The following is an 18,585-nucleotide window of genomic DNA, read 5'->3' as shown; positions in this document are numbered from 1 at the left end:
GTGAGATTGAAAGAGCAGACTGCCATTATTACCGGTGCAGCAAGCGGAATTGGGGCAAGTGCGGCTTGCAGGTTGGCAAATGAAGGTGCCAATGTCGTTTTAGTAGATATAAATTCATGCAGTAAAACGATTGAATCTATTCGGCAGCTTCAGCCAGATGCCAATGTTTTAGAATGCTTAGGGGATATAAGGGATCCTGAATTTGTAAAAGCGGCAGTGGCACGTGCTTCGGATACATTTGGGGAGCTGCATATTTTAGTGAACAATGCGGGCACATGTGGCAGGGTAGGGATTAAAGATATGGTGTTAGATGTGTGGGATCGTGATTTAGATACGAATGTGAAGGCGACATTTCTATTTATACAATCAGTTGTCTATCCACATATGCTTGAGCAGCAATACGGAAGGATTATTAATATAAGCTCCATTTCCGGCATTAACGGAGGGGCGGTTTCAGGAGAAGATGGCAAACATAATCGATCGGGCCCTGCTTATGCCGCTTCTAAAGGCGCTGTAATTGCTTTAACGAAATGGGTCGCAAAAGAGTTGGGTCCAATGGGAATTACGTGTAATTCGGTTGCGCCAGGCGCCACTGAGACAGCTATCACAGCAAATGTTGCTTATGATTTGAAGAGGCAAGTGATCAAAAGAATGGGCACGCCGGATGATATTGCAGAAGCGATCAATTATTTTGCTCTTCCTGAGTCGGGTTATACAACGGGGCAAGTGCTCAGGGTAGATGGGGGCTACAACTTTGGATAATCGAATTCAAGCGGTGCGCGACGAAAAGTCGAATCGAATTATTGGCAGGCTTATGAAGGACGTTGACTTTTTCCAAGGCATTAAAGAAGTATGCCGATTATTCAGCGTGCAAGCGGCCCAATTTCAATGCATCGGTTCGCTCCAATACGCTACATACGTGCAATTGGATCAACAATCAGACGGGTCTCTTGTCTATTCAGAGAAGGTAAAAACAGATACGCCGGTAGAACTCTTGTCTGGGACGGGGTTTGTCGGATTGGATATGGAGGAGGAGCTTGAAGTTCATTTCCACGGAATGTTTGTTGATTGTAATAAGAACTTGAATGGCGGCCATTTTTTAGATGGGGAAAATCCGGTCGCAGTTACAGTTGAGTTCTTATTACTTCCACTCAATAATGTACGGATGCAACGTGAAGTGGATGAGATTTGGGGCATTCCTGTTTTTCAATTTAGGTAGAAGGGGTGTTGAAGAATGGAAACGATCGGGAAATTAGTCATTAAATCTGCGAATGCCTATCCCACCAAAATTGCAGTGAAAGATCGACATAGGACATTGACTTATGCAGAGTTAATGGAAAGAGCTTATGCGCTGACAGCTTTTTTTCAAAAGGTTGGTTTGAGAAAAGGAGACCGTCTCGGCATCCTGATGTCCAATCGCTTCGAACATATCGAGTTGGATGTAGCCGTTGCTCTGTCAGGTATTATTAAAGTTCCTTTGAATTATCGTCTTCATCCGAAAGAACACGAATATATGCTTAAAGACGCGGGTGTCAATTTAGTGATTGGGGAAGCAGTTTTAATTGAAGCGATTGATCTGAAAATGAACGTCTTGCCTGTTGGAGAGCAATATGAACGGGTGATCCAACAGTATAGAGGCATGAGAAATAATGAAGATATCGGGGAAGACGATCTTTTCGCCATTATGTATACATCTGGAACAACCGGCAATCCGAAAGGGGTTATGCTGACGCATCGCAATATTCTTGCTGGCGCATTATCATTGGCCGTTGCTTGTGATGCAAACTATGGCGATGTCATTGGACATGTTGCCCCTTTGACACACGGGAGCAATTTCCTATCGCATGTTGCATGGCTTTACGGACTGACACAAGTCGTTTTTGATAAGTTCGAGCCGGAAGAATTCGTCAATGATTTGGAGAGGGAGCAAGTCTCCATCATTTTCTTAGTGCCGACGATGGTGAATTTGATGATCCAGCATCCCAATTTCGATCCTTCCAAACTATCGACGTTAAAATCCATCAATATGGCTGGCTCGCCGATCGCTGCAAGCAAATTGAAGCAAGCGATCTCCCTGACAGGCCCAATTTATGCACAAACGTACGGACAAGTTGAGGCGCCCATGTGCATTACGATGATGCCTAAGGGCGAAATGGCCGACAGGCTGGAGTCTTGTGGCCGAACGGGTCTATTTGTTGATGTGAAAATTGTTGACGGTGCGAACGTTGAATTAGCGGATGGGGAAGTTGGAGAGATCATTTGCAAAGGTTCGCTCGTTATGAAAGGCTACTGGAATAATAAGCAGGCGACAGCGGACACATTGAAGGACGGGTGGCTTCATACGGGGGATTTAGGATGGAAATCGCCGGAAGGCTATATACACATTGTTGACCGCAAAAAAGACGTCATTATTTCTGGAGGAGTCAATATTTATCCACGTGAAGTGGAAGAGGTTCTCAATTTGCATGCCGGCGTGAAAGAAACATGTGTGATCGGCGTTCCGGATGATAAATGGGGCGAGAATGTCGTTGCATATGTTGTGCCAAATGGAACGGTGCCTGTGACATCGGAAGAATTGTTGGCGCTTTGTTTGGAGAATATGGCAAGCTTTAAAAAACCGAAAGAGATTCATATTGTGAATGCGCTTCCAAAAAGCTCTTACGGAAAAATATTGAAGAGGGAGCTTCGCGAGCAGCATGAGGAGGTCCAAGCATGACAAATGTATATATTCATGGAATCGGCATGACCCGTTTCGGAACGTTCATCGAGAAATCGATGAAAGAACTGCTGATTGCAGCTTGCCTTGAAGCGTTGAAAGATGCAGGCAATCCGAAAGTGGACGCGGTCTATGTCGGAAATTTCATGGGTGGTTCGATTTGCAATCAAGAAATTTTAGGTGCGATTGTGGCAAATGAATTGGGCCTTGGTCCTGTCCCGACCGCAAAGGTTGAAGGCGCATGCGCTTCCGGGGGCATTGCGATTAGACAAGGGATCATGGGCATTTTAAGTGGTGAATATGACACGGTGTTAGTAGCTGGTGTGGAAAAGATGAAACATGCTTCGACTGCTGATGTAACCCATGCAATTAATGCTGCGATGGACAATGACTCTAATGAAAAGCTTGCCGGATTGACTTTTCCTGGTTTTTTCGGCGTTCTTGCTAATCGGTATTTTCATGAAACGGGAGCTTCGAAAGAGCATTTGGCAATGGTTGCCTTGAAAAATCGTGAACATGCTGTAAACAACCCGTTAGCTCAATTCCAAAAGGCAGCGACATTCGAAGAAATTATGAATGCTCGCATGATTACGAGCCCATTAGGTTTATTCGACTGCTCGCCTATGACGGATGGAGCGGCAGCACTGGTCATTTCGAAGAATAAATCAAATATCCATATTCGGTCTTCAGCTCAAAGTTCGGGGCCAACACAAATGCAGGATGCTGACGATCTACTGTCTATCCCGGCAATTCGCGAGTCTGGAAAGCTTGCTTATGAAAAAGCCGGTGTTGGGCCAGAAGATATTGATGTTGTGGAAATTCATGATTGTTTTTCGATGACTGAAATAATCGCAATTGAGGAACTATGTTTTTTCGAGAAACGCCAAGGATGGATAGCGGTACAAGAGGGCAAGACGAAATCTACAGGAATTAGGCCCGTAAACCCAAGCGGTGGGCTATTATCACGGGGCCACCCGATTGGGGCGACCGGCATCGCACAAATATATGAGCTTGTTCGACAATTGAGAGGAACTGCATCGAACCAAGTCGCTGGCGCGAGGTTAGCATTATCGCAAAACTTAGGCGGAACGGGCTCCTATTCAACTGTGCATATTTTGGAAAGGGTGTGACCGGAATGATCGTTTTTCAGTGCGATGTATGCGATTATGCGAGCGTATCTAAGAAATATACTTGTCCGAAGTGCATGAAAGGTAAATTAGCGGAAATAGAAGTTTCCTCGAAAGGAAAAGTGTATAGTTTTACGAATATTCATATCGCGCCTGTTGAATTTACGAACCTTGCACCTTACACAATTGCACTCATCCAACTTGACGAAGCAAATGCAAAAGTGACAGTTCGAATGGAGCAATCTGCGCAGATTGGAGATGCGGTTGATATGGAACGCATTGAGGATGGGGCATTCATTTATCAGAAAGCAAAATAAATCGAAAGCTTGTGCATGAAGGCAATCTGCGTCCGTGCACAGGTTTATTTTTTTACGATTTCGTATCAGCATGTAACAAGTTCGAGGGGGATATTGATGAAACTATTACAAGCAGCAACGAAAATCATATCAAAATATTTGGCGATTTGGATTGTGCTGCTTTCAGTGATCGCTTATTTACTGCCAGGGCTATTTATTCCAATCCAAAGTTTAACGGGAGCGGGGTTAGGTACGATCTTTTTATTGATGGGAATGTCCTTGTCAACGGACAAATTGCTCCAAGTAATCCGCCGTCCGAAGTTTGCTTTAATCGGTGTCGGCTTAAAATGGACGATGACCGTCTTCGTTTCAATCGTTATTGCCTATTTATTTTTCAGCAAGGAAGCAGAAATTGCAACAGGCATCATATTGGCGGGAACTGTTCCAAGTGGAACATCTGCCAATATTTATACATTTATCGCCGGAGGAGAAGTAGCGCTTAGCATTACGATGGCGACAATGGATACATTCATATCTCCTCTATTGACGCCCACATTCGTGCAGATGTTCGCAGGTCAATTCATTCCCATAGCTTTTTTGCCATTGTTTTTAAACATTTTATACATTGTATTTCTACCTTTGCTGGTCGGCCTTTTCCTACAATGGAAATGGACTGAAAAAGTAGAGGGCATTAAGCCTTATACTTCCGTCTTATCGCAATTGGCTTTGTTCGTAGTTATTCTTTCTGTTATTTCAAATGCCCAGCAGTCGCTTGCAGCAAATATTGCCGTTTTGCCTATTATTTTTCTTGCGGTAACTTTACAAGTTTGCATTCCAATGGCAGGAGGTTATGTAGTTGCTAAAGCGTTAAAGGTTCGTGAAGTTAATGCACGTGCCATTCTATTCCATACCGGCATTTGCAACACCGCCTTAGCGGCGACACTTGCAATGGAACATGTCAGTTCACTTGCGGCTGTCCCAGCTGTTGCCAATATGGTCGTCAATTTGACTGTTGGTGCTGCGGTTGCAAGTCTTTTCGAGATTAAGTTCAAGTTGGGTGATGAAAAAGCGAGCCTTCATGAAAAATAATTCGAATTTCAAAAGCGCAGGATTTTCATTTTGCATTTCTCATATCTTTAATTATTAGACAATCAGGAGGATTGCAAAATGAAAAGACTATGTTTGCTCACTTTGTTTACATTTATGGTGTTGTTCTTGGTCTCTTGTTCAAACGGTTCAGCCGAAATAGAGGAATTGACACCAGTAGAGTCCGTTGAACTCACGATCCAAATGTTTGAAACAGAAAGGATTATATTGAACGGCGGCATGTATGAAGAAGGGGAGTATGAGACGTTTACTTACAAAGGCGGAAGGTATCGATATCTTGCAGCTCATTTGAATACGAAAAAGAAACTGATGGCAACTCTTCAAGAAACAATGACGAAAAAAGCTGCGAAACGGTTTATTAAAGAAAACGGCATCATAAAGCATAAACGGAAAATGGCTCAGCTGGACACAGTTATTCGTTCAGAGGACCCTTTATACCGTTATGATTCAGCTACCGCTAAAGAATTGAAAGCGAAAAAGAAAAAAAAGACAGTACAACTAACAGTGCCGATTGGAGAGACGAGAACTGCAGCAACTTTAACCGTTTTTTTTAAGTATGATGGAAATGGATGGCGGATTGATAAGATTGAAAGTTAAAGGGCGGGGAGGAAGTTTTATCCAAAGAAATAAAATGATGAAAAGTAGTAAAGAAAATATTTTTAAAAAATCATGTTTTTTAGGAATTGCAACATGGCGCGAATGTAAGCGTATACAATTTAAATTATAATTCATAATTGATAAATAATTAGAAAAAGACTGTTGACGTTCGCAGTTTTCCGATATATGATTACAATCAATCTATTAGGAAATGCGATTGTTCGGACAATTGCAGTGCAAGAGAATAATTCCTTATAGATATTTGATTAGGAGAGATTGCCATGAGAAGTGACATGATTAAAAAAGGGATTGACCGTGCCCCGCATAGAAGTTTGCTATACGCGACAGGGGTTAAGACGAAAGATCTTGAGAAACCATTCATCGGAGTGTGCAACTCTTATATAGACATTATTCCAGGTCATAAGCATTTAAACGTCTTTGCAGAAATTGTCAAAGATGCGATCCGAGAAGCTGGAGGCATTCCGTTTGAATTCAATACGATCGGTGTCGATGACGGCATTGCAATGGGGCATATCGGAATGCGCTATTCGCTTCCAAGCAGGGAACTTATCGCCGACTCAGCCGAAACGGTCATTAACGCTCACTGGTTCGATGGTGTGTTTTACATACCGAACTGTGACAAAATTACGCCAGGCATGTTGATGGCAGCAGTTCGAACGAATGTGCCATCTGTATTCGTTTCGGGTGGACCGATGGAAGCCGGTGTTTCCTCAAGTGGCGCACCATTATCCTTAACGTCTGTTTTTGAAGGGGTCGGTGCTTATAAATCGGGGAAAATGACGGCAGAGGAATTGTTAGATATTGAAAATAACGCCTGTCCGACATGCGGTTCCTGTTCAGGAATGTTCACTGCGAACTCGATGAACTGCTTAATGGAAATGATTGGCTTAGCTCTTCCGGGCAACGGAACGATCGTTGCCACATCGGATGAACGCCATAAACTGATCAAAGATGCTGCCAAACATCTTATCCGAATGGTAAAAGAAGACGTAAAACCGCGAGATATCGTAACGAAAGAAGCGATCGATGATGCTTTCGCACTGGATATGGCAATGGGCGGTTCCACAAATACAGTTTTACATACGTTGGCAATTGCGCATGAAGCTGAAATCGAATATAGCGTACAAGACATTAATAAAGTAGCCGAACGAGTTCCATATTTGGCGAAAATTATGCCGGCGTCAGACATTTCAATGGACGATATATTTAAAGCTGGCGGTGTAAGTGCCATTATTAATGAATTGACGAAAATTCCTGGAGCAATCCATCCGGAAAGGATTACTGTGACAGGTAAAACGATCGGTGAAGATGTGAAGGATTATCACATTACAAATGAGCAAGTGATCCGGACAAAAGACAATCCATACAGTCCGGTTGGAGGCCTATCTGTTTTATTTGGTAATATAGCGCCCGACGGTGGAGTGATTAAGGTTGGAGCGGTTGATCCGTCCATTAAAAAATTTGTTGGAGAGGCAATCGTCTTTGATTCCCAAGAAGATGCACAAGCGAACATCGACAATGGAACAGTGAAAGAAGGCCATGTCGTTGTCATCCGCTACGAAGGTCCGAAAGGCGGACCGGGGATGCCTGAAATGTTAGCACCAACTTCAGCGATTCAAGGGCGGGGCTTAGGAACAAAGGTCGCTTTAATTACAGATGGACGGTTTTCGGGAGCTTCGCGAGGGATATCCATCGGCCATATTTCCCCGGAAGCGGCTGAAGGAGGACCAATCGCGTTAGTCGAAAACGGCGATACAATTTCGATCGACTTAACGAACCGTACAATTGAGCTGTTCGTTTCCGATGAACAATTGGCAGAGCGTAGGCTAAAGCTCAAGCCGTTTGAACCCAAAATTAAAAAAGGCTATTTAGCAAGGTATTCAAAATTAGTAACTTCCGCCAGTACAGGCGGAGTTATGAAAATATAATTATATAATGAACTCGATGATGAGGTAAAAGTGAATGGACTTCTGCATTTACAGAGAGCCGGTCGTGCTGGAAGCCGGCAATGCAGCCATTCGCGACATCCCCTCGGAGTGGAATGCTGAAAAGGAAACTGTTTAGGCATTTCCGGGCGCAACAGAATGTGCTCGTTATAAGCGAATGGACAGTTGTTTCTGTCCGTTCAAGAGGCGGCATATATTGTCGTGAACAAGGGTGGTACCATGAAAAGCATTTTCATCCCTTACATAAGGAACAGTGTTCTTTGTGTGGGGTGGAAATGCTTTTCTTTTTATTTATAAACAGCAATGAATGAAATGATTATTCAGTTAGGAGGAGTTTGCAAATGAGTGCTGAAGTTCAAACGAAGCAAGCAGTAATGGAATTGGCGCCAAAGCCGGTTGAACAATCGAACCAACAACCTTGTAATGGGTCGGCTGTTCTGATTAAGGCGTTAAAGGATTTAGGTGTCGAAGTGATTTTCGGTTACCCGGGTGGAGCAGTCTTGCCGATTTACGACGCATTGTACAAAGATCCGATTCCGCATGTGCTTGCGCGTCATGAACAAGGAGCGATCCATGCAGCGGAAGGTTATGCGCGTGTATCGGGTAAGCCGGGGGTTGTCATTGCGACGTCTGGACCTGGCGCAACGAATTTGGTGACGGGGATCACGGATGCCATGATGGATTCATTGCCACTAGTTGTCTTTACGGGACAGGTGGCAAGTCAAGTCATAGGGACGGATGCTTTCCAAGAGGCAGACGTCATCGGCATTACACAACCGATTACGAAGCATAATTATCAAGTGCAAGATGTGGCGGATTTACCTCGCATTATAAAAGAAGCATTCCACATTGCTTCTACGGGCCGCAGAGGGCCGGTCGTCGTCGACATTCCGAAAAACGTGTCGACCGAAATCTTTGTCAATGCGGATGCGTTCGATGCCGAGGTAAATTTACCAGGCTATCAGCCAACGACGACTCCAAACTTTTTACAAATACAAAAAGCAGTTCAAGCAATCTCACATGCAAAAAGACCGATCATCTTAGCTGGAGCAGGAATATTGCATGCACAGGCGATGGACCAGTTGAAAGCTTTTGCGGAATCCCATCGTATCCCGATTACAAACACTTTATTGGGGTTAGGTAGCATTCCGGGAGATCATGAATTGTTCTTAGGAATGGCAGGTATGCACGGAACTTATGCGGCAAACATGGCACTTAGCGAATGTGATGTGCTACTTAATATCGGAGCTCGCTTTGATGACCGGCTTACCGGAAATCTATCGACTTTTGCACCGCATGCAAAGGTGATCCATATTGACATCGACCCAGCAGAGATCGGAAAAAATGTACCAACCGAAATTCCGATAGTAGCAGATGCAAAAGAAGCATTGTCCGCTTTGTTGGATCAACAATTTGATTCGCCTGATACAGCTGAATGGATTACATCGCTCCAATATAAATCTGAAAATTATCCATTGTGGTACAAAACTGACGATAACGAGCTATTGCCACAGCAGGCGCTTGAAATCATCCATCGAGTGACAAAAGGAGATGCCATTGTTACGACAGATGTCGGGCAACACCAAATGTGGGCTGCTCAATATTATTCATTAAACAAACCGGATCATTGGGTCACTTCCGGAGGACTTGGAACGATGGGCTTCGGATTCCCGGCAGCAATCGGAGCGCAAATTGCAAAACCGGACGCCCGTGTTGTAGCCATTGTAGGTGATGGTGGATTCCAAATGACAGCGCAAGAGTTATCTCTGTTGCAAGAAATGAGAATACCGGTGAAAGTCGTTATTTTGAACAATGGCGCACTCGGCATGGTTCGTCAATGGCAAGAGACATTCTATGAAGAAAGGTATTCCCAATCATTAATTCCTGTGCAGCCCGATTTCGTGAAATTGGCAGAGGCATACAGCATTAAGGGATACCGGATTAAGACTATGGAAGAAGCGGAACAAGTTTTCCAAGAAGCGCTCCTTTCAGATGAGCCAGTCTTAATTGATTGTCGAGTGAAAATGCAGGAAAACGTCTATCCGATGGTAGCGCCAGGCACAGGATTACATGAAATGATCGGGGTGAAGCCGGAATGAAACGAGTTATTACAGTAACCGTCATTAATCAAAGTGGAGTGCTCAACCGAGTGACCGGCTTGCTAATGAAAAGGCAATTCAATATTGAGAGCATAACAGTCGGTCATTCAGAGCAAATAGGCATGTCGAAGATGACTTTCATTGTTCATGTGGAGGATGAAAGAAAGATCGAGCAATTAGTAAAACAGCTGCAAAAGCAAATAGATGTCATTAAGGTGAATGACATTACAGACAAGTCGATCGTCATGAGGGAACTGGCTTTAGTAAAAGTTGTATCCCCACCTCAAGTACGCAGTGAAATTAATAGCATCGTCGAACCGTTCAGAGCTACGATTATCGACTCCGGCAAAAACGTTGTTACCTATCAAGTGACAGGAGATCCGGATAAAATTGAAGCTTTCATCGATTTAGTAAAGCCCTATGGCATTAAAGAACTATCAAGAACAGGCGCTACAGCGTTCGTTCGAGAAATCCAGAAGCTTCAGACACCTCATCTATCAATCTTAAAATGATGGAAAAAGCATATTTCAGTATAGGGAAAACCTTGGTTAGATTCAGTTATTCTTTCGGTTGGGGCTTACAGATCCTTCACCGAATTGAAGTCAAATAAATGAAAACAAAATTAGGGAGGAATTTTACAATGGCTAAAATGTATTACAATCAGGACATCAATGAAGGACGATTACAAGGAAAAACAATCGCAGTTATCGGATATGGTTCACAAGGTCATGCACATGCACAAAACTTGAAGGATTCAGGATTCAATGTAGTAGTTGGCGTACGTCCGGGGAAATCATTCGATCAAGCGAAAGAAGATGGCATGGAAGTGGCGACTGTGCGGGAAGCGTCTGAAAAAGCAGATGTTATCATGATTTTACTGCCGGATGAAAGGCAAAAGAAAGTTTACGAAGAAGAAATCAAACCAGCATTGACAGCAGGCAAATCACTCGTTTTCGCACACGGATTCAATGTTCATTTCAATGAAATCGTACCCCCATCGGACGTAGACGTATTCTTAGTCGCTCCGAAAGGACCGGGACATTTAGTGCGCCGCACGTATGAAGCTGGCGCTGGCGTACCTGCATTATTCGCAGTTCACCAAGATGTTTCTGGCCAAGCGAAAGATGTTGCATTGGCTTATGCGAAAGGAATCGGAGCTGCGCGTGCTGGTGTCTTGGAAACATCCTTCAAAGAAGAGACCGAAACAGATTTGTTCGGCGAGCAGGCAGTGCTTTGCGGAGGATTGACTTCTCTTGTAAAAGCCGGTTTCGAAACGCTAACAGAGGCAGGATACCAACCTGAATTGGCATATTTTGAAACGATGCATGAATTGAAACTAATTGTCGACTTAATGTACGAAGGTGGAATGTCCGGAATGCGCTATTCTATTTCCGATACAGCAGAGTGGGGAGACTTCGTATCTGGTCCTCGTGTAGTTGACGCAAATACAAAAGCGCGAATGAAAGACATCTTGACAGAAATTCAGGAAGGTAAGTTTGCAAAAGGGTGGATCGAGGAGAATGAAAATGGCCGTCCGAACTTTAATGCAATTGAAAAGGCGGAAGCCGAACATCAAATCGAAGTTGTTGGTAAAAAACTCCGTGCGATGATGCCGTTTGTAAACGAAGGATCAAAAACAAAAGAGGAAGAAGTGGTGGGTAGTGCGAACAATTGACATCTTTGATACGACGCTACGCGATGGAGAGCAATCAGCGGGCATCAATTTAAATACAGCAGAGAAATTGGAGATCGCACGCCAACTTGAACGTTTTGGCGCAACCGTGATTGAAGCAGGATTCCCTGCTTCTTCACCGGGCGATTTCGAAGCAGTGGAGAAAATTGCTTCTATAGTAAAAAATTCTACAGTGACCGGGCTTGCGAGGGCGATGAAAAGCGATATCGATACTTCATGGGAAGCGCTCCGGGTTGCACAGCAGCCACATATCCATATTTTCTTGGCAACTTCACCGATCCATATGGAATATAAGTTGAAAAAATCACCTGAACAAGTAGTGGATATTGCAGTGGAGGCCGTAAAATATGCCAAAAAATATTTTCCACTCGTCCAATGGTCAGCTGAAGATGCATTTCGATCGGACCCTGAATTCCTTGTCCAAATCATTAATAAAGTTATTCAGGCTGGCGCAACGACAATCAATATTCCAGATACGGTAGGCTATGCAACTCCGCAAGAATACGGCGCACTCTTTAAATTTTTGAAAGAAAATGTGACGGGTATTGATCGAGTGAAGCTCTCTGCGCATTGCCATAACGATTTGGGCATGGCTGTGGCGAATTCCATTGCTGCCATTGAAAATGGAGCGGACCAAGTGGAAGGAACAATTAACGGCATCGGAGAGCGGGCAGGGAATGCAGCACTTGAGGAAATCGCGGTTGCTCTTCATATACGTAAGGATTTTTACAAGATCGACACAGGAGTGAATTTGCAGGAAATTAAACGCACAAGTCAGCTTGTGAGCCGTTTGACAGGTGTAGCAATCCAACCAAATAAAGCTGTTGTCGGAAAGAATGCATTTGCGCATGAATCTGGAATTCACCAGGACGGAATGCTGAAAAACCGTGAAACTTATGAAATCATCACACCTGAATTGATTGGAGAAACGGTTGCTCCTCTATCATTAGGTAAGCATTCCGGGCGTCATGCATTCAAAGATCGTGCAATCTCTATGGGCTTTGAGTTGACGGATGAACAAATCAATGAGGCATTCGCACAGTTTAAGAAGTTAGCTGACCGGAAAAAAGAGATTACTGAAGAAGATCTTTTCGTTCTCTTTACAGGAAAACAAATCGAATCTGCTGATGTTCCGATTTATGACCTGCAAAACGTTCAAGTGCAGTATGGCACGTCCAATATTCCAACTGCCACAGTCTCCGCAGTCGTCCCGACAGGAGAAGAGGTTACTGTTGCTACTACAGGCTCAGGTTCCGTTGAAGCAATTTTTAATACGTTGGAACTGTTAGTAAAAGGTGAAGTTCATATTTTAGACTACCGAGTAACTTCAATCGGCAAAGGTCGCGATGCATTGGGTGAAGCATTAGTCAATTTAAGCTTTAATGGTGAAGTATTTGCAGGTCGCGATGTTTCACAGGATGTATTGGAAGCTTCAGCGAAAGCTTATTTGAACGCAATCAATCGAAAACTGTTAAAGGAAAAGTTGAAAATAAAAGAGCCGGCAATCGGTTAAAGGATTTTTACAATCCGTTTGTATCAGAATATTCAATTTTATTAACGGTTGTTTGTAAGCTGTCAATGCAATGAGTGAAGTAGCAGGCGGCAATCATTGCAAGGAGTGTCTTGAAGCAGCAGTAAAATTACAAGTCAAATTTATTTAAAAGTATTTTTAAGCATCAAAGACCAATAGAGGAGGAGAAGTTCGATGGAAAAAAGAGTGGCAGTACTACCTGGCGATGGAATTGGACCTGAAGTGATGGAAGCGGCTGTGAAAGTGTTAGAAGTAGTAGGAAGAAGATTCAATCATACTTTCGAGTTCAGTTATGGATCGATCGGAGGGGATGCAATTGATCGGCACCGCAATCCGTTGCCTGACGAAACGATCGCACTTTGTGAGTCAAGTGATGCTGTCCTTTTAGGGGCAGTCGGCGGACCGAAATGGGATAACAATCCATCTGAATTGCGTCCGGAAAAAGGATTGTTAGCCATTCGTAAGCATTTTGATCTGTTCGCCAATTTACGACCTGTGAAAGCAGTGCCTTCCTTGCTCCAAGCTTCTCCTCTGAAAGAAGAAGTTGTACGGGAAGTAGATATGATGATCGTCCGTGAATTGACGGGCGGACTCTACTTTGGGGAACCGAGCAGCCATACAAATCAGTCTGGTGTTGATACATTGATCTACACGAGAGAAGAGATTGAGCGAATTGTAGAAAAAGCATTTGAGCTAGCACGTCTCAGAAAAGGCAAGTTAACTTCTGTTGATAAAGCGAATGTTTTAGAATCCAGCAAGCTGTGGAGAAAAATCGTAGATGAGAAGAGAAAAATGTTTCCAGATGTTGAAGTAGAGCATCAGCTTGTCGATTCCGCGGCGATGAAAATCATTACGAATCCTGCTGCATTCGATGTTATTGTAACAGAAAATATGTTTGGCGACATTTTAAGCGATGAAGCATCTGTCATTACAGGTTCGTTAGGCCTATTGCCATCCGCAAGTGTTCGCTCAGACCGTTTCGGTTTATATGAGCCAGTGCACGGATCAGCCCCTGATGTTGCAGGAAAAGGCATTGCCAACCCGGCAGCGGCCATTCTATCTGCAGCGATGATGCTGCGATATTCATTCGGAATGGAAGATGAAGCTGCTGCAGTAGAGAAGGCAGTCAATACAGTGTTCGAGGATGGCTGCTTCACGAAGGATTTGGCATCTAATCAAGAAAGGGCTCTTACTACAACCGAGTGGACAGATAAAGTCGTAGATGAGTTGGATTTGCAATTCGTTTCGAACAGCATCATGTTCTCGTACGTTTAATGAAATAAAATCAATCAATGGAGGGATATCCTGCCTCCATTGATTGTTCGTTAAATAATGCATGTAAACAAAATATAAATTATTATGGGCATCCTTTCGTTGTAATTGGATGCCTGAAAGGAGAAAGTCGAATGGCAAAAACGATTATAGAGAAAATCTGGGACCGACATGTAGTATACGAAGAGCAGGGGAAGCCTGATTTATTGTATATCGACCTCCATTTATTGCATGAAGTCACTTCACCACAAGCATTTGAAGGTCTTCGTCTTGCGGGTCGCAAAGTACGCCGTCCAGATCTTTGCTACGCCACAATGGATCATAATGTGCCAACAAAAAATTTACCTACGATCCACGATCCGATTGCGAAAAAGCAAATTACCACTTTGGAAAAGAACTGTGAAGAGTTTGGCATTCCGTTAGCCCATATGGAACATCCCGATCAAGGAATTGTCCATATTATCGGACCTGAATTGGGACTTACACAGCCTGGAAAAACGATTGTTTGCGGAGATAGCCATACATCGACACATGGCGCTTTTGGCGCGATTGCTTTCGGAATCGGAACGAGTGAAGTTGAGCATGTCCTTTCTACTCAAACGCTTTGGCAATCCAAGCCGAAAACGATGGAAATCAAAATCGAAGGCAAGTTAGGATTCGGCGTCACTGCAAAAGATGTCATTTTGGCGATTATAGCTAAATTTGGCATTGATGTTGGAACTGGTCACATCATCGAATATACAGGGGAAGCCATTCGTAACATGACGATGGAGGAACGTATGACGATTTGCAATATGTCAATCGAAGCAGGCGCGAAAGCGGGTTTGATCAGTCCTGATGAGACGACGATAAATTATTTGAGAAGCCGCCGCTATGTACCGGAAGGAGAAGCTTTTGCTGAAGCTGCGGCGGAGTGGCTTGCCCTATCTTCTGACGAAGGAGCGGTGTATGACAAAACATTGACAATCAATGCAACTGAAATTGAGCCATTCGTTACATGGGGAACAAATCCATCTATGGGTGCGGGGATTAGTTCAACAGTTCCTACAGTAAATGACTTTGAAAAAGAATCCGACAAGGAAGCGCTGAAAAAAGCACTAACATATATGGGATTGGAAGAAGGAACTCCGTTAACTTCAATTGCGATTCAACACGTATTTATCGGTTCTTGCACAAACGCCCGATTAAGCGATTTGCGCAATGCAGCAGAAGTGATTAAAGGAAGAAAAGTTCATCCATCTGTTACCGCGATTGTCGTTCCAGGATCAAGAACGGTCAAGCAGAAGGCCGAGCAAGAAGGGCTTGATCAAATTTTCAAAGATGCAGGCTTTGAATGGAGAGAGTCTGGCTGCAGCATGTGTTTGGCTATGAATGATGATGTCGTTCCGGCAGGAGAACGTTGCGCTTCAACTTCTAACCGGAATTTTGAAGGCAGGCAAGGAGCCGGCTCAAGAACTCATCTCATGAGTCCAGCTATGGCAGCGGCAGCGGCAATCGCAGGCCATTTCGTAGATGTACGTAAGGAACAGGTCGCTATTGCATAATAGAAAGGATGGGAAAGTATGAAGCCAATTAATGAAGTAACAAGCGTTTTAACTCCTCTAGATCGCAAAAATGTTGATACGGATCAAATTATATCGAAGGAATTTTTAAAACGGATTGAACGTACTGGATTTGGAAAATATTTATTTTATCATTGGCGATACCTTCCGGATGGTTCAATCAATGAAGATTTTGTACTGAATGATAAGCGCTATGAACACTCTACAATTTTAGTAGCTCACGAAAACTTCGGCTGTGGATCATCAAGAGAGCACGCGCCTTGGGCAATTATGGATTATGGATTTCAAGTTGTCATTGCGCCATCATTTGCAGATATCTTCCATAATAACTGCTTTAAAAATGGCATTTTGCCGATTCGTTTGCAAGTAGATGAAGTAGAGGAGCTGTTGCGAAAAGGGCAGCAATCGGCGTACACATTAACGGTTAATTTGGAACAGCAAACGATCAACGGAGAAGACGGCAGCAAATATACTTTTGACATCGATCCGTATTATAAACAAATGCTTCTCAATGGATGGGATGAAATTTCTTTAACCTTCCAATATGAAGAGCATATTGCGGCTTATGAAAAAAAGCATGCTTAAGTTTCTTCTATTATATAGATGTGGGCTATAGCTTTCAAAAATAGTATTTGCACTTAATTAACGGAAGTTCTTCGGTTGCTTCACTGCAAAATGGATAGCGAGTTTAATTCAAAATGTAATTTTATATATAGAAGTAGGGGCTGTCGAGAAAGTCAGTAAAAATTGACTATCTACGACAGTTCCTTTTTTATGTGAAAATTTTATTGCTGTCGCTTTCTGTTTTAGGCGTACGTTTTCCATGAAAGGCGGGTGAGCCTCGAACAAGAAGAGTTCAATTTGCCGTATTTCTCGTTTTTTCGGAAACTAAGGTATCTTTTACTCGCAAAGCCTGTATTGTGTGACAGGCTTCGCAGGACATTGAATAGCATCACCGATATCACATCCCACGAAGGAAATGCACAGCAATTTCGTGGAATCTCCATCTTCCACTATAGAACATCATATGAAAATCTTTATGTTAAAAGAAATTGTATGTCATGCTCTTTATTCACTTGATACTCTCCTTACGTCACCTATTAAACTGTTAATTGAATCCTGATCATCATTCGGTTACACACTCCCGGCCGCATTAAATTCTGTTCTAGACGGATGCTTTTTAAGGGCTTGTCGGAAAGTCTACCTGTCGATCGCTCCTTTAAAATTCGCGTTTCAGGAGTGCCGCCATCCTCTTCAATAAACAAATTACCTTTGTTTAGGAGAGATATTAAAATGATAAACTAACCGATTATGAAATTGACTCAGTGAAAAACAGAAAGAAAGGTGTTAAAGATGAACAAACCGTTGAAAAAAGAAGTTGTAATTGTTGAGCTAATGCTTGGAATTTCACTAATACTTGGTGTCATTCCGCCCTTAATTATGTATTTCATTACAAAAAGGAAAAACTTGTATTACAATGAGTCGAGTCGCAAGGCACTGAATTTCCACTTAACGATATTTCCCTTTTTTATAATAAGTAGATTTTTCCCCATTTGGTTTATGTTTGCTGTTTTGGCAATCGAAACAGTTATTATCATGTATGCTATGAGTAGAATAGCTTTTCAGAAGCCATATAGTTATCCGGCGATTCCCTATATTAAAAGCGGAAAATAGAGAGGAGGCATTCAAATGTCAGACAATATGTTGACGATTGGGCAGTTAGCTAAACGAGCAGGCGTTACGATCAGGACACTTCGATATTATGATAAAATCGGATTAATAGTGCCATCTGACTATAAGGAAGGTGGCCATCGGCTCTATAGTATTGATGATCTTATACGTTTACAGCAAATTCAATCTCTAAAATTCATTGGATTTTCACTTAAAGATATTAATAATTTATTAGAACTATCTGTTATAGAAGAACACGATCTCACCCGCTCGATCGCTTTCAAAAAAAGAGAGCTTATTGCTGAACAAGAGAGAATTCTACAAATGATTGATCAGTTAGACCATATGACAAAGATTATTACAGGATATGAAAAAATAGATGTAAAATTATTTTGTTTTATCATTCATTCGATCCTTTTTGAAGAGGAAAATCTTAATGAGGCTCAGGAGATAGGTTCTATTCATAATTTTAGAAGCGAAGCAAGAGTGAAAATAGATCAAGCGTTTTTTTCAATGTTTATGCAGTTGAAAAAGCTTGTAGAAAACGATATAAGCCCAGAGTCTGAAGAAGCATTCCATTTTTGCAGCCAGTTGACGAACCTTACGAATGAAATGTTATCAACTGTGGAAATGGCAGAATTAAAATCTGCACTTCCATTTGACGAATTCAATATACTCAATCCTCTTACGGATGAAGAAAGTACTTTTCTTAGAGATGCTTTTGCTTATATGTCGAAGAAGTTCGGTTCTCAATAGAAAGTAAATACAAACTCAGTTAGGAATCAATTATAAGCTATTCGTTAATTTTAATGTTGACAATTCCATGAAAGATTAGATAACAGAAGAATTGGGACAAATTATTGACGAAAATAGAAGAAAAATATCCGTGATATAAAATTGGTATTCAAGCTCATAAAAAAGGTGAATTAATTGTACAAAAATCAAAA

The 18,585-nt window shown here is 42.6% G+C and carries 17 protein-coding genes; all 17 read left to right on the top strand.

The annotated features are described in order from the left end of the window. The 17 genes from WFH04_RS02050 to WFH04_RS01970 all read left to right on the top strand — a co-directional run bounded on the left by WFH04_RS02050 (position 1) and on the right by WFH04_RS01970 (position 18,394). A complete protein-coding gene (locus WFH04_RS02050; protein WP_336822390.1) occupies positions 1-762 on the top strand; it encodes an SDR family NAD(P)-dependent oxidoreductase in 762 nt (253 codons plus the stop codon). Continuing rightward, a complete protein-coding gene (locus WFH04_RS02045; protein ID WP_336822389.1) occupies positions 755-1,219 on the top strand; it encodes a PPC domain-containing DNA-binding protein in 465 nt (154 codons plus the stop codon). The genes WFH04_RS02050 and WFH04_RS02045 overlap by 8 nt, the downstream gene beginning before the upstream one ends. Positions 1,220-1,234: 15 nt before the next feature. Further along, positions 1,235-2,716 carry a class I adenylate-forming enzyme family protein gene (locus WFH04_RS02040; protein WP_336822388.1) on the top strand — a complete coding sequence of 494 codons (1,482 nt, stop codon included), beginning with the start codon at positions 1,235-1,237 and terminating at the stop codon, positions 2,714-2,716. Further along, positions 2,713-3,846, top strand: coding sequence for a thiolase C-terminal domain-containing protein (locus tag WFH04_RS02035; protein ID WP_336822387.1), 1,134 nt, complete (start codon positions 2,713-2,715; stop codon positions 3,844-3,846). Before WFH04_RS02040 ends, WFH04_RS02035 begins: the two co-directional genes overlap by 4 nt. Positions 3,847-3,851: 5 nt before the next feature. After that, positions 3,852-4,160 carry a Zn-ribbon domain-containing OB-fold protein gene (locus WFH04_RS02030; RefSeq protein ID WP_336822386.1) on the top strand — a complete coding sequence of 103 codons (309 nt, stop codon included), beginning with the start codon at positions 3,852-3,854 and terminating at the stop codon, positions 4,158-4,160. A 96-nt stretch (positions 4,161-4,256) separates the two neighbouring features. After that, a complete protein-coding gene (locus WFH04_RS02025; RefSeq protein WP_336822385.1) occupies positions 4,257-5,228 on the top strand; it encodes a bile acid:sodium symporter family protein in 972 nt (323 codons plus the stop codon). Positions 5,229-5,306: 78 nt separating this feature from the next. After that, positions 5,307-5,843, top strand: a complete 537-nt coding sequence (locus WFH04_RS02020; protein WP_336822384.1) for a DL-endopeptidase inhibitor IseA family protein — start codon at positions 5,307-5,309, stop codon at positions 5,841-5,843. Between the two features lie 281 nt (positions 5,844-6,124). Then, entirely contained in the window at positions 6,125-7,792 is a 1,668-nt protein-coding gene (gene ilvD, locus WFH04_RS02015) for a dihydroxy-acid dehydratase (RefSeq protein ID WP_336822383.1), read from the top strand. 359 nt (positions 7,793-8,151) lie between these two features. After that, positions 8,152-9,909 carry an acetolactate synthase large subunit gene (gene ilvB / locus WFH04_RS02010; RefSeq protein WP_408020155.1) on the top strand — a complete coding sequence of 586 codons (1,758 nt, stop codon included), beginning with the start codon at positions 8,152-8,154 and terminating at the stop codon, positions 9,907-9,909. Next, positions 9,906-10,421, top strand: coding sequence for an acetolactate synthase small subunit (gene ilvN, locus WFH04_RS02005; RefSeq protein ID WP_336822382.1), 516 nt, complete (start codon positions 9,906-9,908; stop codon positions 10,419-10,421). The genes ilvB and ilvN overlap by 4 nt, the downstream gene beginning before the upstream one ends. 128 nt (positions 10,422-10,549) lie before the next feature. Next, positions 10,550-11,584 (top strand): ketol-acid reductoisomerase, encoded by a 1,035-nt coding sequence (ilvC, locus tag WFH04_RS02000; RefSeq protein ID WP_336822381.1) that lies wholly within the window; start codon positions 10,550-10,552, stop codon positions 11,582-11,584. Continuing rightward, positions 11,571-13,115, top strand: coding sequence for a 2-isopropylmalate synthase (locus WFH04_RS01995; RefSeq protein ID WP_336822380.1), 1,545 nt, complete (start codon positions 11,571-11,573; stop codon positions 13,113-13,115). The genes ilvC and WFH04_RS01995 overlap by 14 nt, the downstream gene beginning before the upstream one ends. A 192-nt stretch (positions 13,116-13,307) precedes the next feature. After that, positions 13,308-14,408, top strand: a complete 1,101-nt coding sequence (leuB, locus tag WFH04_RS01990) for a 3-isopropylmalate dehydrogenase (protein ID WP_336822379.1) — start codon at positions 13,308-13,310, stop codon at positions 14,406-14,408. Positions 14,409-14,539: 131 nt separating this feature from the next. After that, on the top strand, positions 14,540-15,949 hold the full coding sequence (gene leuC, locus WFH04_RS01985; RefSeq protein WP_336822378.1) for a 3-isopropylmalate dehydratase large subunit: 1,410 nt from the start codon (positions 14,540-14,542) through the stop codon (positions 15,947-15,949). 18 nt (positions 15,950-15,967) lie between these two features. After that, positions 15,968-16,552 carry a 3-isopropylmalate dehydratase small subunit gene (gene leuD / locus WFH04_RS01980; RefSeq protein ID WP_336822377.1) on the top strand — a complete coding sequence of 195 codons (585 nt, stop codon included), beginning with the start codon at positions 15,968-15,970 and terminating at the stop codon, positions 16,550-16,552. Between the two features lie 768 nt (positions 16,553-17,320). Beyond that, a complete protein-coding gene (locus WFH04_RS01975) occupies positions 17,321-17,641 on the top strand; it encodes a magnetosome magnetite crystal formation protein family (protein ID WP_336822376.1) in 321 nt (106 codons plus the stop codon). A 15-nt stretch (positions 17,642-17,656) separates the two neighbouring features. Then, positions 17,657-18,394, top strand: coding sequence for a MerR family transcriptional regulator (locus tag WFH04_RS01970; RefSeq protein WP_336822375.1), 738 nt, complete (start codon positions 17,657-17,659; stop codon positions 18,392-18,394). Positions 18,395-18,585: the final 191 nt, after the last annotated feature.

Source organism: Sporosarcina sp. USHLN248 (assembly GCF_037144575.1).
Lineage (GTDB): Bacteria > Bacillota > Bacilli > Bacillales_A > Planococcaceae > Sporosarcina > Sporosarcina contaminans.
This window is presented reverse-complemented; position numbering and strand designations above follow the sequence as displayed.